The organism is Mycobacterium sp. E2699, assembly GCF_001666745.1.
Classification (GTDB): domain Bacteria; phylum Actinomycetota; class Actinomycetes; order Mycobacteriales; family Mycobacteriaceae; genus Mycobacterium.
In genome coordinates this window covers 8,331-32,800 of record NZ_LZJH01000035.1, presented here as the reverse complement: position 1 = coordinate 32,800, position 24,470 = coordinate 8,331, and the positions used below count along the sequence as shown (strand labels likewise).

General features: G+C 67.0%; 9 protein-coding genes and 1 pseudogene. 6 read left to right on the top strand and 4 right to left on the bottom strand.

From position 1 onward, the window contains the following. The first annotated feature begins 339 nt into the window (after positions 1-339). Positions 340-633: a hypothetical protein gene (locus A5696_RS04185; RefSeq protein WP_067873899.1), complete on the top strand. Its 294-nt coding sequence runs from the start codon at positions 340-342 to the stop codon at positions 631-633. A 10-nt stretch (positions 634-643) separates the two neighbouring features. On the opposite strand, the gene A5696_RS04180 is transcribed toward A5696_RS04185, so the two are convergent. Continuing rightward, positions 644-1,639, bottom strand: a complete 996-nt coding sequence (locus tag A5696_RS04180; RefSeq protein WP_067873896.1) for a diacylglycerol kinase family protein — start codon at positions 1,637-1,639, stop codon at positions 644-646. Positions 1,640-1,770: 131 nt separating this feature from the next. Between A5696_RS04180 and A5696_RS04175 the strand changes: the two genes are divergently transcribed. Beyond that, positions 1,771-2,640, top strand: a complete 870-nt coding sequence (locus A5696_RS04175) for an oxidoreductase (RefSeq protein ID WP_067873894.1) — start codon at positions 1,771-1,773, stop codon at positions 2,638-2,640. 134 nt (positions 2,641-2,774) lie between these two features. Beyond that, positions 2,775-3,692, top strand: coding sequence for a DMT family transporter (locus A5696_RS04170; RefSeq protein WP_067873891.1), 918 nt, complete (start codon positions 2,775-2,777; stop codon positions 3,690-3,692). 22 nt (positions 3,693-3,714) lie between these two features. Here A5696_RS04170 and A5696_RS04165 read toward each other — a convergent pair whose 3' ends face one another. Next, complete coding sequence (locus A5696_RS04165; RefSeq protein WP_067873888.1) at positions 3,715-5,127, bottom strand: PAS domain S-box protein; 1,413 nt, start codon at positions 5,125-5,127, stop codon at positions 3,715-3,717. Between the two features lie 505 nt (positions 5,128-5,632). On the opposite strand from A5696_RS04165, the gene A5696_RS04160 reads away from it, so the two are divergent. Further along, positions 5,633-6,397 (top strand): sensor domain-containing protein, encoded by a 765-nt coding sequence (locus A5696_RS04160; RefSeq protein ID WP_067873885.1) that lies wholly within the window; start codon positions 5,633-5,635, stop codon positions 6,395-6,397. Here A5696_RS04160 and A5696_RS04155 read toward each other — a convergent pair whose 3' ends face one another. Further along, entirely contained in the window at positions 6,398-9,334 is a 2,937-nt protein-coding gene (locus A5696_RS04155; protein WP_067873882.1) for a DUF4349 domain-containing protein, read from the bottom strand. It lies immediately after the preceding gene. Further along, positions 9,331-9,957 carry a MerR family transcriptional regulator gene (locus tag A5696_RS04150; RefSeq protein ID WP_067873879.1) on the bottom strand — a complete coding sequence of 209 codons (627 nt, stop codon included), beginning with the start codon at positions 9,955-9,957 and terminating at the stop codon, positions 9,331-9,333. Before A5696_RS04150 ends, A5696_RS04155 begins: the two co-directional genes overlap by 4 nt. Before the next feature lie 102 nt (positions 9,958-10,059). Between A5696_RS04150 and A5696_RS29090 the strand changes: the two are divergent. Beyond that, positions 10,060-10,446: pseudogene (locus A5696_RS29090) on the top strand (PE family protein); the annotation flags it as partial. Positions 10,447-11,305: 859 nt separating this feature from the next. Then, a complete protein-coding gene (locus A5696_RS04140; protein ID WP_369803293.1) occupies positions 11,306-24,388 on the top strand; it encodes a BTAD domain-containing putative transcriptional regulator in 13,083 nt (4,360 codons plus the stop codon). Positions 24,389-24,470 lie beyond the last annotated feature (82 nt).

The window sequence follows — 24,470 nt, the reverse complement described above, 5'->3', positions numbered from 1 at the left end:
ACGAGATGAATATCCAGCTCACACGGCTTCGACGGAGATACTGAGATACGGATTTGCGGGCCTACGTAACGAATGGTTACGAGGCCGAAATTAATTCTGCGAGCCGAACCCGGATGATTTCCGGCGCCAAAGCGCGACAGGTAAACACTTCGCTAAGGCGATGCCCCGGCCATTGCGCATCTGGGCCCTGCTTGAGGCAACAATTGTCGGCCCGGAAGAGGCTTTGGGACGCGGGGCCGGCGACCGGCCGCGCCCTCGGGTGGGACTCATCGTCTACGCATATACTGAGATGACTTACTGATCACCGGACCTACTGTTGCCCCGAGAAGGTCGTCCAGGATGAGCCCTCCAGACCCCGCGTACCGCCCCGGCGACGCGCTGACCCCCGCGGTCGCCGCGGCACCCACCGAACCCTTCGCCGTCGGACGAACCCGAAACGTGAAAACCCGTCGCACCGTCGACCTCGCGCCGGCCCAGCACCGGGCCCTCGATATCTGGCAGCGAGAAGCCGCCGACCGGCTCGGCGTTGCCCGTGTCACCGGCCAAGAGGTCCTTGCCACCCTCGTCGACCAACTGCTGAACGACCCGAAGCTGTCCGCGCAGATCGCGCGCACCATTCGGGCGCGACGCTGATCGAAGCGACTTACCGCCCGGTGACCTGGGCGACGCGAATGCGCGGTCCGGCGCGGACGACCAGCCGGGTGATGCCCGGAAAGCGCTCGCCGTCGATGATCGGCGACAGCGGCTCGCCGTCGGCTTCGATGATCATCTCCCGGCCATTGACGTCGCGCACCCGCTCGCCGCGCATCGTTCCGTTGGTGAGCGCCGCGGGAAGCTGCGCAACGATCTTCGAGGGCCGCACCTCGCCGGCTTGAAACTGCAGCACACCGGGCTTGGCGGCCTTCGGGAAGAGCCGGAACGGGCCGCCGATGCGAAGGTCGATGGCGCCGGCGTGCAGCAGGCGGTGCGTCCGCGTCGGCACCTCCTCGCCGTCGATCACGACGCGGGCGCGCGTCGGAGTGAACAGGACCGACGCGTAGTTCGGCGTCTTCACCCGGCTCGGCGCGACCTTGGAGGTCAGGTAGTCACCGAACGAGCGGGCGATCACCCTGGCGACGGCCAGGCGGTCATGATTCGGCGAGTCGTAATACCGTTCGTAGAACCGGTTTCCGACACCGCCGGCGGCCAGACCGAAGCAGAGGCGATGAAACGCCGCGCCGTCCTCGGTCTGACCGTCGAGCTCGAGGGTGTCCAGGCGCATCTCGGCCGGGGGCCGGTCCGCCTCCGCGGCCGCCGCCAAGGCGCCGATGATCCCGTCGGCGCGACCGCGGATACGAGCCTTCCGGGCGACGGCGTTGACGCTGCCACCGTTGCTGGGCACGAACGTCGGCCAGCGGTCCGAGTCGGCGATGCATTGCTCGATTTCGTTGACCAACCAGTGCAGCGCTCCGTCGCCGCCGTCGCCGACGAGGTGGGTGGTCCGCGGATTGAGCTCCTTCACGGTCCTGCGAAGGTCCTCGACCGAGGCCGTCTCGTGTACCTCACCCCATGGCCCGATGAGCCGGCGCAAGTCGGCGGCGCGATCCGGCGCGGCGCGGTTCTTGCGCGCTTGCGGATTGACGATGACGCCGAGGTACATTCCCCGAACGATACCCGCGGCGCCTGGGTGGGCGAGGTCGCGCCGCTGGGCCGTTCGCTCGTTTTGGTCTGTTACGCAGCGGGTTTGCTCCCTGCGCAAGCCGCCCGTGCTACGCAGATAGGGTTGCTGTCATGCCTGGTTGGACCGCCGCAGACCTGCCCTCGTTCGCCGGACGCACCGCGATCGTCACCGGCGCCAGCGGCGGCCTCGGCGAGGTGACCGCCCGCGAGTTGGCCCGCGTCGGTGCCCACGTCGTCCTCGCGGTGCGCAACACCGACAAGGGACGAGCCGCGGCCGCTCGCATGACCGGCGACGTCGAGGTGCGCCGACTCGACCTGCAGGACCTGACCTCGGTGCGCCGCTTCGCCGACGACACCGGGGAGGTCGACGTCCTGGTCAACAACGCCGGCATCATGGCCACCAAGCACGCGGTCACCGCCGACGGGTTCGAGGGCCAGATCGGCACCAACCACCTCGGGCACTTCGCGTTGACCAACCTGTTGTTGCCCAAACTCACCGACCGGGTAGTGACGGTGTCGTCGCTGCTGCACCACATCGGCTTCATCAGCCTCACGGACCTGAACTGGCAGTCCCGCCGGTATTCGGCCTGGCTGGCGTACGGCCAGTCCAAGCTGGCGAACCTGTTGTTCACCAGCGAGCTGCAGCGCCGCCTGCGGGCCGCAGGTTCTTCGCTGCGCGCGCTGGCCGCCCATCCCGGCTGGTCGCACACGAATCTGCAAGGCAACTCCGGCCGCAAGTTGGGCGACGCGGCGGTGCTGGCCGCCGACCGGCTGGTGTCCACCGACGCGGACTTCGGCGCCCGGCAGACGTTGTACGCGGTGTCGGCCGACCTGCCGGGCGACACGTTCATCGGTCCCCGGTTCGGCCTATACGGCCGCACGCAGCCGACCTGGCGTAATTGGCCGGCCAAGCGAGCGACCACCGCCGCCGCCCTGTGGGATCTGTCCGAACGGCTGACCGGTACGAAGTTTCCGCTGTGACCCCGGCATCGTCGGCTCGACGGGCCCGTCTCGCCAGTCGCGGTTAGATTGGATGGATAGCCGGTCGCCGAGGCCGACAGCTAACAGCGCGACGCCACCTTGGCAAACAAGCGCGTAAGCGAGGAGGTCATCCCATGTCTGGAACGGATGTGGCGGCGCTTCTCGCCCTGCTGGCCGCGCTGGCATCCGCGATCGGAAACGTCATTCGGCAGCGGTCCGCGCAGGAGGTCACCGACAAACAGGTCGGCCACCTGACGCTGTTCGGTCTTTTACTGCGCGACAAGCGCTGGTGGCTGGGTGGTTTGGGGGACATTTCCAGCTACTGCCTGCTCGCCGCCGCCCTCGACAAGGGTTCGGTGTTGCTGGTCATGTCGCTGCAGGTGACCGCGCTGCTGTTCGCCTTGCCGATCTATGCACGGTTGACGCGCCATCAGGTGACCCGCGCCGAGTGGCTGTGGGCGCTGCTGCTGGCGGTTGCACTGGCGGTCGTTATCGCCGTCGGGCAGCCGGTGGGCGGTCATGAGCAGGGCTCGCTGCGGGCTTGGCTTGTGGTGGCCGTGGTGATGGGTCCGCCGTTGCTGCTGGGGGTGCTCGGCGCGCGGATCTGGGCGGACCGCCCGGCCGCGGCCCTGTTGCTGGCGGCGGTGGCGGGCTCGTTGTTGGCGGTGTTCTCGGTGCTGATGAAGGGCGTGGTCGACGTCATCGAACACACCCCCGGCCAGCTATGGCACAAACCCGAGCTGTATGCCTGGGTGGCCACCGGGGTGGCCGGGATGATCTTTCATCAGTCGGCCTATCGCGCCGGCGCGCTGACGGCCTCGCTGCCGACGATCATCGTCGCAAAGCCGGTGGTGGCCGGAATCCTCGGTGTTGCGGTGCTCGGCGAGACTCTGCGCGCGGACGGTCCGCAGTGGTTGGTGCTGGCGGTGGCCGCCGCGGTGGTGATCGCCGCGACGGTGGGCCTGGCCCGCGGCGAGGCGGCCACCATGGCCGCCGGCGCCGGGCGCGACCTGAGGATCGCCGACCAGCCGAAGGCGGCGTCGCAAGCCTGACCGGCGGTGCGGTGGGCGCCGTCTAGGGCAACGGAGCCGCCCAGCGCACCCGGGTGCCGCCGCCGGGGCCGTCGCCGACGGTGAGGGTGCCCCCAACCGCTTCGGCGCGTTGGCGCAAGTCGACCAGGCCACCCCCGGTTGCGTTGCCGTGCATGCCTTTTCCGTCGTCCACCACCTCGATGCACAGCATGTCCCCAACATCGACACTGACGGTGAGCTTGGTGGCCCCGGCATGCCGCGCCGCATTGCTGATCGCTTCGCTGACGACGGCTTCGGCGTGCTCGGCCAGCTCCTCCCCCAGCGCCGACAACGGTCCCTTGTACTGGACGGTGGTCGCCATGCCCTCCGACAGTTCGCCGATCATCTCGTCGAGGCGCCGCCGCACCCTGGCCACGTCGGCGGACCTGGTACGCAGGCCGAAGATCGCGGCGCGAAAGTCTTGGACCACGCCGTGCAGGTCGTCCACCGCCCTCATCAGGCGCTGCTGCACCTCCGCCGATCGGGCCCGCGGGATAGTGGCCTGGAGAGCGAGTCCGACGGCGAAGACGCGCTGGATCGCGTGGTCTTGCAACTCGCTTCCGATGCGGTCGCGTTCCGCGAACACCTCGGCCTCGGCATAGGCGTCGGCCAAGTCGGACTGAATCGCCAGCTGCTCGGTGATATCACGCATCGCCGCCGACACCAGCACGCCGCGTTCGGTGCGCAGCGGGCTGAGGCTCACCTCGAGGGGAAACTCCGTACCGTCGCGACGCAGCCCGAATAACTCCAGACCGACGCCCATCCGCCGCACCTTCGGGCTCGCGAAAAACGTTGCGCGGTGGTGCTCATGGGCTTGCCGAAGCCGGGGCGGGATGAGCGCCTCGACCTCCATGCCGATCAGGTCCTCGCGCTCGTAGCCGAACATCTCGTCGGTCTGGGCGTTCGCGAGCATGATGCGACCGTCCGATCCGACGATCACCACCGCGTCGGGCGCCGCCTCCAGCAGGCCGTGGAACATGCTCTCGGTTCGCCGATGCTCGGCGGTCACGTCCCGAATGACCTTTGTGAAGCCGGTGATGGCGCTTGTCTCATCCTGAATCGGGGTCAACACCACGCCGGCCCAGAATCGCCGGCCGCCCTCGCGCACCCGCCAGCCCTCGAACTCGTACCGGCCCGACTCGCGGGCGGCGGCCAACTCGCGTTCGGCCAGGCCGCCGGCGCGGTCCTCCTCGATGTGGAACAGCGACACCGGCCGGTCGAGGACCTCGGCCGCGGAGTAGCCCAGCAACGCCTCCGCACCCGGGCACCAGCGGAGCACGTTCCCATCGAGATCCAGCTGGATGATCGCGTAGTCGGTAATGGCGTCCACCATCGCGTCGACGTCGCAAAGACGTTCGCGCGTACTCTTATTCAGTAATGCCGCGCTGAGGTAGCGTTCGGCGCTGGGCGTCGTCATCAGTGCGCCTTCCTCGTTGTCCCGCGGCCGCTTGCGCCGATGCTACCGCCCAGGCAAATCTTGACCTCGTCAATCAGCAGCGGGGCAGCCGCGCCCTGACTGGCGGGCCCCGCTGGCCTACCACCCGCCGGCCCACACTTACCCGCGTTGGTCGGGCCGGCCGTCAATGGCAGCGTCACTGAGGCGACCGTGTGCCCGGACCGCGAGTAGACAGGCCAACCTCTTATCAAACGGCCGGAGAATTCATGTCGTGGACACATAGGTGTTTCGCAAAAGGCATTTCACAAGCGGTTTCGCGCGCCCTAGCGTCATAACCGGGGGTTAGAAAGCCCTATGAGGACGTTTGGGCAACGATCCCTGGCCGCGCGACATGCCGACAATGTGCTTGAGCCAAACCCGCCACCGGGGGTTAGCTTCGAGGCATTAGCTGGACCCGTAAGCGATACGGCGAATACCAGCCGCGGTTGCGGTGTTGTGTCGGTTATGGCCCGGACAGGAGATTGAGATGACCGCACCGTCAGCGAACCCAGCCCGGGCCAACGGCGTCGACGCACGCCGAACCCTGACGGTCGCGCGCCGCGTCATCCTCGCGGCCACGACCCTGTGCGTACTGCTGACCGGCTGCACCGTGTCCGCCACCGGCCGCCCGGTGGCGGCAGCCAACCTCGGGCACTGGCAACCTCCGCGGATCCTCAACACGCGCCTGGACCACCTGCTGCTGAGCGCCGGCGACGTCGACGCCGTCGGGCAAACGACCAACATGGTGTTGCGCAGGCCCATCGTGGAGATGTCACACAGCGAAGACCAGGTTTCGGACCGCAATTGCCTGGACGCCTATTCGCCGGTCGAGGCCGCCGTCTACGGGGCCGGCACCTGGGTGGCGCTGGAAGGCCAGTTCCTCGATAACGCCCGGTCGCGGGACCCGCAGCGCAAGCACGCCCTGCTGCAGGCCGTCGTCAGGTTCGGTGACGCCGACTTGGCGCAGCGCTTCTTCAGCCAGGCCAAGCCCCGCTGGGCCGCCTGCGCCAACCGGCCGCTGACCGTCACCCAGCCCGGTGACGACCCGGTCAAGTGGACCTTGGGCCAGCTGGTCGCGACCGACACCACCCTGAGCCTCGTCCAGACCCTCGACCGTGGCCGCGGCTTTGCCTGCCAACGCGCCGTGGGAGTGCGGAACAACATCGTCATCGACACGCTGTGGTGCGGGTTCGACACCGGCAACCAGGCGGGCGATGTGGTCAACAAGATCGCGTCCGCGGTCGAAGTCTGATCAGAGCCGAAATCGCTTGCGGCGCAACACCAACACCGTGACCAACGCCAGCACGGCCAGCACCGGTGCCCACGGGATGAGGAACCCGGCCGCCACGACGGCGCCACGGACAACGGCGAGCAACGAGTGCCACCCGCGTTCGAGCGCGCCGAGGAACCCGCCGCGTGTCACCGTGGGCTCGGCCGCGATGTGGACGTTGATCGTCGCGTAAGCAACCTGGTCACCCAGCGCGGCGCGCTGTGCCCTCAACGAGTCCAGATCTGCCTGTCGCTGGGTCAGTGACGATTCCGCGGCCAGCAGGTCCGCGACATTGCCCGCCCGGCCCATCAGCTCCAGCAGCCGATTGACCGACGTCTGTAAAGCCTCGATGCGGGCGTCGAGGTCGACGCGCTGCGAAGTGACGTCGGTATGGCCGATCGACATGGAGTCGACGGCGCCAAGTTTCTTGGTGTCGGCAAGAACCCCGTCGAGTTTGTCTGCGGGAATGCGCAACACGAGATCCACCGTCGGCGAAGCCGATCCGGATCGCTCCGACCGCGAGTCCACCCGCCCGCCGGCAGCGGTGACCGCCGAAACGAGCCGGTCGGCCACCTGGGCGGGCTCGGCGACGACCATCTGCAGCGATCCCGTGGTGACGATGTCGCGTTTGAAGGTGCTGTCCTGCGGGGCCTGTGGCGGCGGTGGCGCCGCCGGTGCCGCGATCGTGTTCTCCTGAGCGCCGGGCCTCGCCCCGGGGACTGGCGCGGTGGTCTTGCCGCTCACTGCGCCGTCGTGCGTCGGGCTGGACAAGCCACCCCGGCTCAGCGACCCGACCCAGCCGACGCCGATAATCAACGCGCTGACCACCGCTACCGCAATCACGTTGCGCAGCTTGACCGTTCGCGCTTTTGAGTCGTCCGAGGACGCCTGGGCGGGCGGCGGGGGTTGGCTCGGCACGGTGCCCGCGGCGTAAGCGGGGGCCGACGGCATCGGCCCGGCGAAGGAGGCTCGCCCGGCCACGGCACCTTGGGGTGGCGGCGCGCCCACAAGCAGCATGTCGGCCTTGACCGGTGTCGGGCCCTGCTCCCAACCGGCCGGCGCCTCGACAGGTTGCATCACCCGGTGCCGCACCGGGCCGTCGGCAACTATCCGGCTGTCGACGGCGACGTAGGCCGTGAACCGGCACAGCACGCCAAAGCGTAAGGAGGTCTTGACGATTCGCCTCGCCAAGTCCGAGTTGGTTGCCGACGCGTAGCGGTCTTCGAGGTCGCGCAGGTGGGCCCTCGCCCACTGCGCGGTCACCGCGGGCGCGTCGCGGCGCTGCCCGGCGGCGGTCCGCGTCCAGTCCCCGCCGTCGCGAGAGGTGCCGCGCAGGGCGAGCGACCCGGTCGCGCTCCCCCGATACCGCCCCGTCACCACCAGCGGCGCCCCCGGGAACAGGTCGGGAATCCGGGCCGGGCTCGCGGTGTCGTCGATGGTTTCCAGCCCCTCGGCGCACAGTCGCAGCGAATATGCGAGCGGCGCACCGATGCGGCGATGGATGGCCTCCATCGCCTCGTCGAGGCGGTCCTCGCTTTCCACCAGCTCGCAACGGCCGCCGCCGGCAGTGGCGAGGCGTCCCAGGAATCCGGCGTTGACGGCTTGGTCAATCCCCACCGTGTGCACCCGCACCCGCTGCAGGCCGTCTGAAAGCTCGCGCAGTAGCTGGTCCTCGTTGCCGACCTGCCCGTCGGTGACGAGGACAACGATGGCATCGCGGGCCTCGCCGTTGCGCGAGGCGCCCAGCAGGGCGAGCGCCTGCCGTAACGGCGCGGCCATCTCGGTGCCGCCGCGTGCGTCGGCGCGGGCGAGATGTTCGATCGCGCGGTACCGGTTCCGGTCGGTCGCGGCGACCAACCCGTCGGGCAGACCGGCGGGGCGGTCGATCGTGTCGTCGAACGTCAGCACCGCGAACCGGTCGGCGCCGGTCAGTGTGTCGACGATGCGGGCCGCGGCGCGGCGGCCGGCCACCATCTTCCACCCGGCCATGCTGCCGGAGCGGTCGAGCACCAGCACCAGGTCCCGCGGGCGCGGCGGCGCGCTTGAAGCCGGCGGCAGCACGGTGAGCTGATAGGTCCCTTCGTCACCTTCCGAATCCGGTACCAGCACAAGCGAATCGGAGAAGTCGCCGGCGCCGTAGCGCAGTCGCAGGACAAAGTCCCGGTTGGCCCGCTCGCCGGGCTGCACCCGTATCCGGCCGTCGGCGGTGGACACCGTGTGCAGGCTTGACCGAACCTCCGACAGCGAGAGACCCGCGGGGTCGACGCCGACCTCGATGGCCAGCGGAACCGGATGGGGGAAACCGGGCAGCAGCACGGGCGGGGTGATGCGCGACGCGTCGGGCACCGCGTCGGTGTCATCGGCGTGGCCGTCGCCGACCGCGGCATCCGCGAGGGCGTCGCCCGGAATGTAGCGCGGCGCAACCACAAGCGGGAAGCGGAACGTCGCCTCGCCGTCCTCGTAGGCCAGGGGGCTCACCAGCGTGAGCGCGATGCTGACCCGCTCCCCGGGCAGGATGTTGCCGACCCGCATGGTGAAAACGTCCGGCCGCTCCTCCTCGGCGATGGATGCCCGCCGACCCGACGCGATCGCCTCGTCGTAGGCCTCGCGAGCCGCTTCGCGCTCGCGCAGCTCGGCCTCGACGACCCGCCCGTCGGCGGTCATCTGCATCCGTGTGACCGCGCCCCGATCCGGCAGTGGAAAAACGTAGGTCGCCTCCAGCGGCACGTCGTAGGCGTTGACGAAGTCCTGACTCAGCTCCACGCGGCTGGTGAGTCCGGTGATCTGCGCCCGCACGTCGATGCATGCGAGCGGCAGATTTCCGCGCTCGGTGCGCAGAGCGCCCAGCCCCGCCTCGTCATCGGCGGCCGCGCGGGCCGCCGCCGCCTCGTCGCTCATCGATGTGATGGGGACGGTCATGATGGGCTCCGTTCATCGAGGGAAAGCAAGCCACGTTCGGCCAGCAGTTCGAGCAGCGGCCGCGCCGCCACATGGATCGCGTGGACGTCGTCTTCGTCGGGTCGACCGCTGCGATCGGACCGGGTAGGCAGGAGCAGCAGTGCCCCACCGGGCAGGCTCACCGCGGCCAGCTTGGTGACAGTGTCATCGCCGCCCCCGTTCGCCGAGGGTTGGGCGGCGGCTGGCGGTTCCGCCCAGAAGCGGCGTCGGCGATCGTGGCGCTGCGTCAGTCCGTCAGGCGGCGGCTCCGCGGCGAGCAGTTCGTCGGGAACGGCGGCGACTTCGCGCAGCGTTGCCTCGGTGGCCCCGGCAAGCTCGGCCTGGATGTCGGCGAGCGAGCGGCCCTCGGCCTGACGGCGTTTGACGGCCACGATCTGCAGCAGCTGCCGCGGGCCGTAGAGCGCCGTACGTCCGTGCATGGCCGGCCGGTCGACGAGCCCGCTCGTCGTGTACCACCGCACCACCCGCCGATCGGGCAGCTCTCGAACCCGGCCGTTGGGCGCCCCCGGATAAGCGGGGTCGGCGAGCCCCACGGCCACCCGCCGCACCAGCTCGTCCAGCGTCCAAGACGCCCCGTCGCTCACGCTTCGATACTGACACTGTCACGATGACACTGTCAATGTTTGGGCCTCCGACACGATCCGGAAAAGGCGCCCGCCGCCACGAGCCACGCATACGCTGCACGCGTGTCTCTTCTGGTGGCGGCCCCTCAGTCATTGGCGGCCGCCGCCGCGGATGTGGAGAGCATCGGTTCGGCGCTGACCGCGGCGCATCTGGCGGCCGCCCTTCCGACCGGCGGGATCGCGGCGGCCGCCGCCGATGAGGTGTCGCAGGCCGTGGCGGCGCTTTTCGCCTCCTACGGCCGGGAGTATCAGGCGCTCAGCACTCGGGCCAGCGCGTTCGGCCAACAGTTTCTGCAGGCCCTGAGCTCGGCGGCGGGTTCGTATGCGGCGGCCGAGCAGACGAACGGGTTGCTGCTGCAGGTGCAGCAGGATGTGCTCGCCGCCGTCAACCCACCCACCGAGGCGTTGTTGGGCCGTCCGCTGATCGGCACCGCAAGTGCCACAGGGACGGGCGTTTTGGACGCGGCGGCCAGCGACGCGAACCTGCTCGTCCAGCGCGAACTGGGCATCTACAACTTTCGCGACTGGCGCGGCTGGGCGGCCTTCCTGCTGGACTACACCTGGGGCTCACCGGGCACGGCGCTGGGCTACGGGGTGCAGATCGTCAACGCGTTCTATCCCAACTCCAACTACGATCCCGCGCTCAGCGCGCTTGTCGGTTCCCACGTGTACCGCGGCGGCATCGGGTTGCCGGGCTTTACCACCACGACGGGCAACGTCACCACCAACCTCGGGACAGGCCCGGGCGCCACCGACGTGATGGTCAATCACGAAGAGGTACACGTCTGGCAGAACAGGCTCTTCGGCCCGCTGTTCTCCACCAGCTACGCCGGCTGGCTGGTCGGCGGCTACGTCGTGGGGACTGGTTATTGGTTGCTCCACCCCGGCCAAGATTGGTTCAGCCTGGTCGAGACTGCCGCCTATTACGACAACCCGTGGGAAGTGTGGGCCTACGCCAACGACAACAACTGGCCGCCGCCGGGGGCAAACCCGGCCCTGCTGTGGCCGGCCTGGACGGACCCGGTGCTGCTGTGGCCGGCCCGGGCGAACCTGCTGGGCCCGCTGCTGTGAAGAGGGGTTGTTGCTGGCCGGGCGGTTATCTCGGTGGGCCCTCAACCCGCCGGCTCGCAGAATTGCAGGTAAAACTCGTCTTTACTCGACCTTGACCGCTTGTTGAATCCCCTCCCCCACGATTGCCAACGTGACTACGCTTCATCGGGTGGAGCTGGAGGTTTTGGGGCCTCTGCGAGTCCGGCAGGCTGGCCTGCCGGTCGCGATTCCGGGCGCCAAGCCCCGCGCGATCCTCATCATGCTCGGGCTGCACGACGGTTCCGTGGTGTCGGCCGACTCGCTCGTCGAGCTGCTCTGGGGCGACGACCCGCCGCGCACCGCGGCCAAGGCCCTGCAAACCCACATCTCGTTGCTGCGCCGCACGCTCGGCGACGGCTTCGTCTTGACGCAGGGGGCCGGCTGGGCGCTGGCCGAGACCGAGGTTGACGCCGCGCGCTACAAAGCGGCCGCGCGGTCGGGCCGCGACGCCGCCGCCGCCGGGGACGACAGGCGGGCGGTGGTCTGCTTCGACGAGGCGCTTGCGCTGTGGCGCGGGATTCCCGAACTGCCCGGCGGCCGGCGGGGAACGCCGGAGAAGACGCGGTGGATCGAGGCCCATGCCGCGCTGGTGGAGGACCGGGCCGATGCGCTGCTCGCGACGGGCCGCGCCGCCGAGATCGTCGGCGAGCTCGAGGCCGCAGTGGCCGACGCGCCGCTGCGCGAAAGGCGTTGGGGCCAGCTGATGCTCGCGCTCTACCGGGCCGGCAGGCAGGGCGAGGCCCTAGGCGCCTATCAACGGGCGCGCGCGTTGCTCGCCGACGAACTGGGCGTCGACCCCGGGCCGAACCTTCGCCGGCTCGAGACTCTGATTGTCGCGCAGGATGTCGCGTTGGAAGTCCCTGCTACACAACGTGTTTCGCCGGTGACCCGCGCCGTGACCTTCCTGCTCACCGACATCGAAGGGTCGACGGCCGCGTGGGAGGCGGACGCCGGCGCCATGGCGGCGGCGCTCGCCCGCCACGACGAGCTCGTCGAACAGGTCGTCACCTCGCGCGGAGGGCGGTTGATCAAGACCCGCGGCGAGGGCGACGCCACGTTCTCCGTGTTCGATCGGCCGTCGGCGGCGGCCGCCGCGGCGATCGAACTGCAAGATGCGATTGACCATGAGCCGTGGGCGCTTTCGGAGCCGATGCGCGTCCGGGTGGCGTTGCACACCGGGGAGGCCGAGCTCCGCGACGGCGATTACTTCGGCCGGGCGGTCAACCGCGCCGCGCGCCTGCGGTCGCTGGCCACGGGTGGCCAGATCCTGTGCTCGGGCGCGACCGCCGAACTCGTCATCGACTCACTGCCGGACCACGTTGCGCTTGCCGACCTGGGAAAGCGCGAGCTGCGCAACCTCGCTCGCCCGGAGCACGTCTTCGAGCTCCGCCTGGATACCGCCGACGACCAGCCGCAGTCGGTCTCCCCCGATGCGCCGATGCAACGCCCGGCCCTGCCCGCCGTGCTTTCGGGACCCGGGCCGTTCGTCGGACGCGGGAACGAACTGCAGCGGCTCTTTTCCGCGTGGCAGACGGCGCTCGCCGGCGGCACCAACGCGATATTGATCGCCGGTGAACCGGGTGTCGGCAAGACGCGGCTGGCCGGCGAATGGTCCCTGCAGGCGTACGACCAAGGCGCCCTGGTGATTTACGGCCGCTGCGACGAGGACCTCGGCGCGCCGTACCAGCCGTTCGCGGAGGCGCTGCGCGCGCTCGTGCCCTGCCTCGGCGCCGGGGGGCTGCGCGGGCTGCGTGGCGTGGAAGCATTGCTCGCCCTGGTCCCCGGGCTGATCGACTTCCTGCCCGATCTTGCCCCGCCGACCCGCGCCGACCCGGACACCGAACGCTACGCGCTGTTCGACGCCGTCGTTGCCGTGCTGGTGGTCGCCTCGGCGAGCGCGCCCGTCGTGTTGATACTGGACGACCTGCACTGGGCCGCCAAGCCGACGCTGTTGTTGCTCCGGCACCTGCTGCGCTTCGGCGAGCAGGCGCGCGTGCAGATCATCGGCACCTACCGCAGCACCGATCTGGACCGCTCCCATCCCCTTGCCGCGATGCTCGCCGACCTGCACCGCGACGGCAGCGGCAATCGGATACAGCTCAGCGGTTTAGACGAGGACGACGTGACCGCCTACGTCGCCGAGGCCGGCTACCACGACGAAGAGCTGGCCCGCGCGTTGGCGTCGGTCACCGGCGGCAACCCGTTCTTCCTCATCGAGGCCTTGCGTCACGTCGATGAAAGCGGCGGCCGCTGGGATCAGAGCACCCTGCCGCAGGGCGTGCGCGAGGCCGTAACCCGCCGCCTCACAAGGCTTTTGCCCGAGACGAACAAGGCCCTGGCCGCGGCCGCGGTGGTCGGCAGCAGGTTCGACCTGGAACTGGTCGAACGCGTCGTCGGCGACGACCTCGTCGACGCGTTCGACGAGGCGTGCAAGGCCGGCATCGTCATCGAGGAGCCCGGGGGCCGCTACCGGTTCAACCACGCCCTGGTCCGGCAGTCGCTGCTCGCCGAGCTGCCGTCGGTGCGGCGCATGCGGCTGCACCAGCGCATCGCCACCACGCTGGAGAGCCAGCCCGGCGCCGATGACGAGCTGCTGGCCGAGTTGGCCCATCATTACTTCGAATGCGCGTGGGCGGGAAACGCCGCCAAGGCCGTCGAGTACTGCCACCGCGCCGCCGACCAGGCGATGACACGACTCGCCTACGAAGGTGCCGCCGACCTCTACGACCACGCCCTGCACGCGCTGGAGGAGATCGACGACGAGCTGCCCGACCGCGACGACCAGGCCGCCGAGCTGCTGGTCGCACGGTGTGAGGCCCTGCTCGCCGCCGGCGACGTGGCCGCGGCCGCCGGTGCGGTCTCGCAATTGCAAGGAACCACAGTCGATTCGGCGCGGCTGGCGGCATGGGCCACGTGCTTCGACGGACAGCTGTCGATGCTGATCCACCCCGAGCGGTTGGACGAGGCCGAAGCCGCGCTGAGCGCGGCGGCCGCGAAGCTGGCCGAATTGGACGATGCCGCAGGCGAAGCCAAGGCCCACACCGTCCGCGCAGGGTGCCTCGCCCGACTCGGACGGATCGGCGACTGCGAGGTCGCGCTGGACGACGCCCTGACCGCGGCCCGGCGCGCGCGCGAACACCGACGGGTGAACAACGTGCTGGCCAACGCTCCCCTCGCGGCGCTGTGGGGACCCAATCCGGTTCCGCGCGCCGGCGGTCGGTGCCTTGACGTGGTGCGGCTGCTGCGAATCACCACCGATTCGCCCGCGGTCGAGGCGACATCGACACGATGCCAGGCCGTGCTGGAGGCGTTCCGCGGCCGCGCCGCGGCCGCCCGGCGGATGATCGACTCGGCCCGGCGCACCGTCACCGAGCTCGGCCTGCGTCACGCCCTGCTCGAGGTCGAGCAGTTCGCCGGCATCGTCGAGCTGGTCGTCGATGAACCCGCCGCGGCCGAGACCCCTCTCCTGAAGGCCTACAACGGATTTCGACGCATGGGACTGGATGCCGACACCGCCGAGACCGCCGCGCTGCTGGGCCGTGCGTGCCTGGCGCTCGGCCGCGATGCCGAGGCCGACGAATTATGTTCGGAAAGTGAGCGTCTTGCCGGGCACGCGCTGAAGCCGTCGATCGCCTGGCGCACGCTTCGGGCGCAGCTGCTGTCACGCGCTGGCGATCACGGCGAGGCCCGGCGTGTTGCGGAGGACGCCGTCAGCTTGGCCGAGCGCACGGACGCGTTGGTCGATCACGGCGATGCGTGTGCGACGCTGGCCATGGTGTTGGGCGCTGCCGGTGATGTCGCCGGCGCGCGGGCCGCGGCCGAGCGGGCGGTCGGTTTGTACGAGCGGAAAGGCGCTGCAGCGCTTGCCGAGAAGGCGCGGGGCATTCTCGGTAAGCGCGTCACGCCGGTGGCCGAGACTCCACCCGAAGCCCCGAGCGTCGAGTTGGACAACGCGGCCGCGCGAGTGGGCGAACGTGTGATGGCCGCCATTCATCGGAGAGCCTGGGATGAGGTCGACCAGCTATTCGCGCCCGATGCCTCGATCGAAAGTCGCCGGAAGATAGTCGGCTTAACGCTCTCCTCGGAAGCCGTACGACGTGCGATGAGGCGCGAACTCGAGCTTGGCACCATGCGGATCAACCACGTCATGGTCGCGGCCCGAGGCGAGCGGCTAGCTCTCTCGCGGCTCATAACGAGCAGTCCCGACGTGAGCGTCGGAGCGCCGCGCGACGAGCTTCTTCAACTGTATGCCATCAACGATGACGGGCAAGTCGCGTGGCAGGTATGGTTCGACGTCGAAGACGTCGATACCGCACTCGCCGAACTCGACATGGCGCACGCGCGATTTGTACAAGAGCGACCACAGGCAAAGCGGCTTGAGAACGCGGCCTATCGCATGTTCGAGCGCATGCAGGCGTGCTTTACAGCCCGCGACTGGGACGCGTTGGCGGGCACCCTGGTCGGCGACTTCCACAACGAAGATCGCCGTCGGGTGGTTAATGGGGGCGTCTTACGGGGGCAAGGCGCCGCGGTCGAAACGATGCGGCGGGCCGCCGAACTCGGAATCACTCACGCGACATCAACCGTCCTCGCCACCCGCGGTAAACGGCTCGTCCTCGCTCATGCGCGATTCGCCCAAGGCGACGAGAACCCGGAGACGTTCCAAGCCGAAGCCCTCCAGATTGCAGAGATCAACGCCGAGGGGCAGCTCACGGCAAGCATCCTGTTCGATGCCGACGATCTCGGCGGCGCTACCGCGGAACTCGACGCACGTTATCTGGCCGGCGAAGCCACAGCGCACGCACGCACGTGGTCGGTCATAGGAGGGGTCTACGCCGCGCTGAACCGGCATGAATTGCCGGCGACGACACCGGACTGGATAAACATTGATCATCGATCGCTGGTAAGCGTCGAGGCAGGTGGTATTGCCGCATACCTTCGTGCCACGTGGGATCACTCCCCCGACGCCGGCATCTACATCGAGGCCGTGCATCGGCTCAGCGATATGGGAGCGGTCCTTACTCATGCGGCGTATGGCACTTCGCACAAGGGATTTGACGCCGAGTGGCGGATGGTCGAACTGCTGACGTTTGACGGTGATCTGATCAGCCGCTCTGAAATGTTTGACGAAGCCGACGTCGACGACGCGGTCGCGAGATTCGATCAACTGAGCCGGCCGGCGCGACGGCTGGAAAACGCAGCGAGCCAAGTCACTGAACGCTTGCTGACGTGTTTTACAACCCGCGACTGGGACCTGTTCGCCAGAACTTTGGCCGGCAATATTTCAACCGACGATCGTCGTAGGGTCGTGAATGCCGGCGTCCGGCAGGACCGCGATGCTGAACTCAAAGATTTCCGGTCGGCCGCGGACCTAGGGGTCGCGAACGCGACATCAGATGTCATTGCGACCCGTGGGGAGCGACTTGTCCTCACAAGTCTGCGATTATCGCGTAGCGAAGGGGAAGACGAGGGCTTCCACGTCGACCTGTTGTGGCTAATCGAGATCGACGCCGACAAAAAGATCGCGGCCTGGGTCACATTCGACCTCGACGACTTCGGGGCCGCAATCACCGAACTTGATGCCCGATACCTCGCTGGCGAAGCAGCCGCCCATTCTCACATCTGGGCCGCCGCGCTCGAGGCCTACGCCGCAATCAACCGGCGCGAACTCCCCGCCCTGACACCGAACTTCGCCAGCATCGACCATCGGCGAGGTACAGCTTTCGCACCAGGTGAGTTAATCGAATATCTCCGTGCCGGTTGGGATCTCGACCAAGGCATGCATTTCTACATCGAGGCCGTGCATCGGCTGAGTGATCTCGGGCTAGTCGTCACACACACTGGACGCGGGACCTCACGCGAGGGCTTCGATGCCGAGTGGCGAGAGGTTGCGCTTTTAACCGCCAGCGGTGACGCGGGCAGCCGCTACGAGGTATTCGAGGAGGCAGACCTCGACGCCGCGATCGCGAGGTTCGATCAACTGAGCCGGCCGGCGCCACGGCTGAAAAACGCGGCCAGCCAAGTGGCAGAGTGTTTTCTGGCGCACTTCTCGACAGGCGACTGGGACGCGATGGCCAAGCTACTGGCCGACATCTACAACCTCGATGATCGCCGTCGGGTGGTGGGAGCGGGAGTCCGGCATGGTCGAGAAGCCCAGATCGTGGACTTGCGGGCTATCGCCGAAGTGTGGATCACGAATGTTACGCCGACCGTCATAGCAATCCGTGGGGAGCGCCTTGTCCTCATGCGTGTTCGCCATTCGGACAACGATCAACAGTCCGACGCGTTCCACACCGATGCGCTGGTCGTCGGCGAGATCAACGACGACGAGCTGATCGTCGCGGCAATATCATTCGACCTCGACGACATTGACGCCGCCTTCGAGGAACTCGATGCGCGATACCTCGCCGGCGAAGCGGCCGCCCACGCGCGCACGTGGTCGGTGATCAGGGATGGCTACGCCGCGCTTAACCGACACGAACTTCCCCCGACCGCTGCGACCGGAGCGAGTATCGACCACCGGCGAGGGCGAGCATTCGCGCCCGGTGATTTAGCCCCGTATATCCGCGCGACGTGGGACTTGACGCCGAACGCCAGAATTTACGTCGAGGCCGTGCACCGGCTGAGCAACCTGGGAGCCGTCGTCACCCACGCATCGCATGGCGCTTCAACACAGGGCTTCGACGCCGAGTGGCGCGAGGTCACACTCGTAACAGTCGACGGCGCAGTGATCAACCGGGGCGAAATGTTCGACGAGGAAGATGTCGACGCCGCGATCGCGAGGTTCGATCAATTGAGCCGGCCGGCGCCACGGCTCGAAAATGCGGCAACGCGCGTATTCGAGCGCTACCAGTCGCATCTCGCAGCCCGTGACTGGGAGGCCATCGCTGCCACGGTGGGCGACCACTCCTACACCGACGATCGCCGGCGGGTGGTGAACGCCGGAATCCGGCATGCTCCAGATGCAGTCGACGATTTGCGTGCGCTCACGGACGTCGGCTTCAGGTTAAAGATGGTGGGCGTCGTGGCGACCCGCGGCGAGCGCCTCGCCCTTACGCACGTCCGCGGATCCGGCCAAGGCCCCGGAGCGATCGAAAACGAGGCGCTCAACGTCGTCGAGATCGACGCCGACGAGCGGTTCGCGGCGGTCGTCGTTTTTGATCTCGAGGACTTCGACGCCGCCATCGCCGAACTCGACGCGCGCTACCTCAATGGCGAAGCTGCCCCGCACGCACGCGTTTGGTCCGTCATTACGCGGGCCTACGCCGCGCTCAATCGGCGCGAACTGCCTCCTACGACGCCAGATTGGGTGAACATCGACCACCGCCGAGGCACCTCGTTTGGCTTCGGTGAAATGCCCGCGTTACTCGATGCCGCATGGAATTTCACCACCGATCTCAGCCACTCCATCACAGCTGTGCATCGGCTGAATGATCTTGGAGCGGTAATTACCAACACGTCGCACGAGACATCACAAGAGGGCTTCGACGCCGAATGGCGGGTGATCACCGTCGGGATGGTGGAAGGTGGATTGCTCAACCGCTGCGAGATATTCGACGCGGCAGACTTAGATGCCGCTCTCGCGCGCTTCGAAGAATTGAGCTCGCAGATAAGGCGCTTAGAAAACGCGGCGAGCCAGGCCTACGAGCGCTTCCGGACGTACTTCGCCGCGCGCGACTGGGTCGCGATGTCGGAACTGCTGACCTCAGACACGTCTGTCGATGACCATCGACGAGTCGTCAATGCGGAAATCCGGCGCGGTCGGGATGTCGAGATAGCGAACATGCGGGCCTTCGCCGACATTGGGGCGAGGAGAAGTGTTGCGACGGTCCTCGCGACTCGAGGCGAACGCCTTGTCCTGTGCCGGACGTGTGTCTCGGGCGAGGACAACCAGGCTGGCGAGTTCCGCATCGAAATGCTCGTTATCGTCGAAACCTCTGCCGACAAGCGGATCCTGGCACGCGTGGCTTACGACCCAGACGACATCGACGCCGCCTTCGCGGAACTCGATGCGCGGTACCTCGCTGGCGAAGCCGCCGCCCACGCGCATACATGGTCGATTGTTTCGGCGGCTTATGCCGCGATGAACCGGCACGAGCTTTTTGCAACGACGCCGGATTGGGCAAACGTCGATCACCGACGGCCCACGATAATTGAGGAGGGCGGGCTGAATGCATCCCTCCTGTCGCTGTGGAAACTGGTGCCCGACATCACCTTCCGCATCATCGCCGTGCATCGATTGACGGATCTCGGAGCTGTCTGCACCCACACGGCGGATGGTGTCTCGGAAGACGGCTTCGGTGCCGAATGGCACGGAATCGAAGTCATGACTGTCGAACGCGATCTCATCAACCGCTGTGAGATTTTCGACGAAGCGGACCTAGACACCGCCATCGCGCGGTTCGATGAGCTGAGCGGGTCCGCGTCGCGGCTAAAGAACCCGGCCAGCGATGCGGCGGAGCGCTTGTTGGGTTGTCTGGCGACAGGCGACTGGGACGCTATGGCAAAGACGTTGGCCGACAATTTTTCCCAGGATGATCGTCGGCGGGTAGTGGGCGCGGGGCTACGACACGGTCCAGACGCTCAGATCGCGGACATGCGGGCGATCACCGAGCTGCAGATAGCTGACGTGACGTCAACCCTGATTGCGACCCGGGGCGAGCGCCTTGCCCTCGCGCATGCCCGTTTCTCGGACCGCGACCAGGACGCCAGGGCGTTTCTGACGGAAGTACTCGGCATTGTTGAGATTGATAGCGACGGGCGTATCGTCGCGGCCGTTTCATTCGATCCCGACGACGTCGACGCCGCATTCGAGGAGCTCGACGGCCGATACCTCGCCGGCGAAGCGGCTCCGTATGCGAGCGCCTGGCAAAGCGCCTTGGACGTGCTGCACGAGCTCAACCGCCACGAGTCGGGTCCGATGATCAAGCGACTGGCGTACACCGATCACCGGCGAGTCCCGTTCGCGGACGGGGACTACGGGCGCGCGATCGAGGAGCTGTGGCTCCTCGTTCCGGATGCGCGCTATCGGTTCCAGGCAGTACATGCTCTGGATGCCCGCGGCGTCGTTGCCAGCCTGGTCATCGAAGGCACCGACGCCCAGGGAAGCGAATTGCAATGGGGCCGCGCTTTTTTCCTCGATCCCGACGAGCCGCGATTGGAGATCTACGAAGAAAGCGATGTCGACGCCGCGATCGCCCGATTCAAGGAGCCGCAACGGCGGGCACCACTACTGGAAAACACGGCAAGCCAGATCGGCGAGCGCTTTCTGGCGCGTTTCGCAGCGGCTGACTGGGACGCCATGGCGGAGCTACTGGCCGACGACTTCTCCAACGACGATCGGCGTCGGGTGGTAGGCGTAGGAGTCCGAAATGGTCGAGGCGCCCAGATGGCGGACATGCGGACGATCGCCGACCTCTTCAGCACGACGGTGACGACGACCACGATCGCGATCCGAGGGGCGAACCTTGCCCTGATGCATCTCCGCTTCTCCGCGCGCGATCACGAGTCTGATGCATTTGTTCTCGAAACGGTCTGCGTCCTTGAAATTAACTCCGACCAGCGAATCTTCGCAGCGGTCTTCTTCGACGTCGACGGCCTTGATGCAGCCTTCGAGGAACTCGATCGTCGATACCTCGCCGGCGAAGCGGCCCCGTATGCGCGCGTGTGGAAATCCGGAATGGACACGGTCGCGGAGCTAAACCGCCATGAGCCGGGACCCAGGATGAGGCAACTCACGTACGTCGATCATCGACGGGTCCCCTTCGCATCGGGCGAGGACTTCGGCCGAGGGGTCGAGGAGCTGTGGGAGCTCGTGCCTGACGCTCACTATCGGGTGACATGTGCGCACGCTCTCGACAGCCGCGGCACCGTTGTCACGTTCGTTATCGAAGGCACCGATAAGCATGGCAACAAATTGCAATGGCGTCGCATCCTTCTCTTCGACTCCGAAGCGCCGCGCTTGGAGGTGTACGAGGAAGAGGACCTCGACGCCGCGCTCGCAAGATTTGAGGAGCTGCGACCAGAGTCGCGGCGGCTTGAAAACGCGGCGACCCGAGTAGACGAACGCTTTTGGAATTGCTACGCGGCCCGCGACTGGGATGCCATGGCAGAGATCCTCACCGATGACCTCTGCACAGACGATCGGCGTCGAGTCGTCAACGCCGGCCTCCGACACGGTCGGGACGACCACATCGCGGAAATGCGAGCCGTCGCCGAAATGAGCACTCAGGGCATCGGGTCAACCGTCCTCGCCACTCGCGGGGAACGCCTCGCCCTCACTCATGTTCGCGTGATCACCCACGGATTGCGGCCGGAAGAGGTCAGCGCCGATGTGCTCAACATCGTCGAGATTGGAGCTGGCAATCGCATTGTGGCGCGGATCGGGTTCGATATCGACGACATCGACGCCGCGTTCGAAGAACTCGACGCCCGGTACCTCGCGGGTGAAGCAGCTGCTTACTCGCAGACGTGGACGGCCATGACGCAGGTCCAAACCGTGTACAACCGGCATGAATTCCCTCGGACGACGAAGGACTGCGTCAACATCGATCATCGCCGTGGCAGAGCGTTCTCGCCCGACGACGTGATCCCTTTTCTACGCGCCAGCTTTGACGTCGTCCCCAACCTCAAGGGTCACATCGAAGCTGTGCATCGGCTGAGCAACTCCGGGGCGGTCGTCACAGAGGTGATGACTGGCACCTCACAGGAGGGCTTCGATGCCGAGTGGCGCGAGATCGGCCTTTTCGCATTTGACGGCGATCTGGTCTGCCGATTCGAGCTTTTCGACGAGACGGACCTCGATGCCGCGCTCGCCCGTTTTGAGGAACTGCGCCGGCAGGCGGCGCGGCTCAAGAACGCGGCAAGCCAAGTGAACGAACACTTTTTCAGCTGCTATGCGGCTCGCGACTGGGCCGCGATGGCCCAGTTACTCGCCGACGACATCTCAACGGACGATCGCCGTGAGGTCGTAAACGCCGGGGTCCTACACGGTCGAGGTGTCCATATCGAGAACATGCGAGCGGTCGCCGAGTTCGGAGCGAATATGACGGTTGTTGTGATCGCAACGCGCGGGGCGCGCCTAGCCCTAACTCGTATCTGTTCGGCGAACGTCGACCTGGGCGCCGGAGAATTCCTCAGCGAGCTGCTCTACATCCTCGAGATCGACGCTGACCACCGAATTACGGCGGGCGTCTTCCTCGACGCCAACGACATTGACGCCGCCTTCGAGGAACTCGACGCGCGGTACCGCTCCGGCGAAGCGGCGGCCCACGCGCATACCTGGTCGGTGATTTCAGGGGCCTATCCCAGCGTAAATCGGCACGAACTTCCCGCGCCGACGACCCAGGCTCCGGTTTACATCGATCATCGACCGCTCGTCTCGGTCGAGGGGGTCGATCTCGCCGCATCTGTTCGTGCCATGTTGGACCTCACTTCGGAGGTCTGCGTCTATATCGAAGCTGTGCACCGGCTGACCGAACTCGGAGCCGTCGTCACACAGGTGGTTAAGGGGACCTGGCAAGAGGGCTCTGACGCGGAGTTGCGGATGATCGCCCTGTTCACCGTCGAGGGCGACTTCCTCGGCCGCTGCGAGATCTTCGACGAGCGGGACCTGGACGCCGCACTCACCCGCTTTGACGGATTGCAGCCACCAAACCGCCGATTGGACAATTCCGCAAGCCGACTGGCCGAAATCTTCTTCGCGTGTGTCGAGTCTCACGAGTGGGACGCGATGGCCGAGATCGTCGCGGACAACAGTTTCTTCGCGGACCGCCGGCACGTGGTAAATCTCGGGGTATGGCACGGTCGCGACCTCGCGATCGCAAACATGCGAGTCCTCCACGAGATTGAGGCGAGCGTGACGTTGACCGTCATCGCGACCCGCGGCGAGCGCCTCGCACTCACCCGTGTCTATTCCTTGAATCGCGATCTTCGGCACGGCGAGTTCGACGTCGAGCTGCTCAGTATCGTCGAGGCAGACGCTGACAACCGGATCGCGACGCTAATAACATTCGATCCCAACGACATTGACGCTGCGTTCGCGGAACTCGATGCCCGGTACCTCGAGGGCGAAGCGGCCGCTCACGCGCACACGTGGTCCGTCCTGATGCGAGCATTCGCTGCGCTCAATCGGCATGAGGTCCCCGCAATAACGTCGGACTGGGTCCGGGTCGATCATCGGTCCCTCGCACCGTTCGAGGCGGGAGATTGGGCCGCATTTCTCCATGCGACGTGGGACGTCACGCCGAACCTGACCACCTACATCGAGGTTGTGCATCGACTGAGCGACCTCGGGGCGGTCGTCACGCACGTTTCGCATGGGAGCTCGCAAGACGGGATGGACGCCGAGTGGCGGATAGTCGATATCTTCACTGTCGACGGCGAGCTCATCAGTGGCGCCGAGTTATTCGACGAAGCAGACCTCGACACCGCGCTTGCGCGTTTCGACGAGCTCGATCGACGGCCCATGCAAGAGAACGCCGCGACGCGAATCTGGTCGCGGCTGGCCGACGCGTTCAACCGCCGCGACTTGGACGGGTTCTTCGCCCTCACGACTGCAAACCTGCGCTATGAGGACCGGCGAAAAGGCCTGCGGGACGAATTCGAAGGCCCCGCAAGGCGAAAGAACATGCAGGCGATGTTCGAGGCCACGCCCAGCGGCTCCCGATTGACGGTGGAAACCATCGCAATCAGGGGCCAGCGTTTCTCGCTGACCCGCGCGCATTACGGCGACCCCGACGACGCCGGTGCACCGATCGTCGAGATGTTGCAGGTCACGGAAGTCAGTCGGGACGGCCTCCTGCACGCATGCGTGAGCTTCGATCCCGACGACATGAACGACGCGTTCGCTGAACTCACGGCTCGTTGGATCGCATCCGGAGAGGTCACGCATCCCCTGGTCGTTGAGGAAATTCGCCGGCTGAACGAGATCATTAACCTTCATGACCGGGATGCGTTCGCCACCAGCATCGCCGGCGCCACGTTCGTCAACCACCGGCAACTGTCCGGTCCAGGAGCCCAGGCGATCGCCGACCACATTTCATCGATCGAGATGCTGGCGGCGCTCGTGCCCGACTATTGGATCGAACTCGCCGAGGTTCTTGCGCAGTCGGCGACGGGCCTTGTCGACTACGAGGTCTTGAGGGGCACCTCGAAAGATGGCGTGGCGATCGAGATTCCGCTTGTCGTGCTCATCCTGCTCGATGACGGTCGCGTGACGCGTGTGGAGGCCTTCGACGCAAACCAGCGCGACTTGGCCTTGGCCAGGTTCGAGGAACTCAGCGTCCAGTCTCAGCAGAAGTGACCGTCAAAAGACTAGCCGAGATCATGCCGGCGGCGGTCTTCCGAATCGGCCGCATTCAAACGTATTCGGCTGCGGCGGGTCG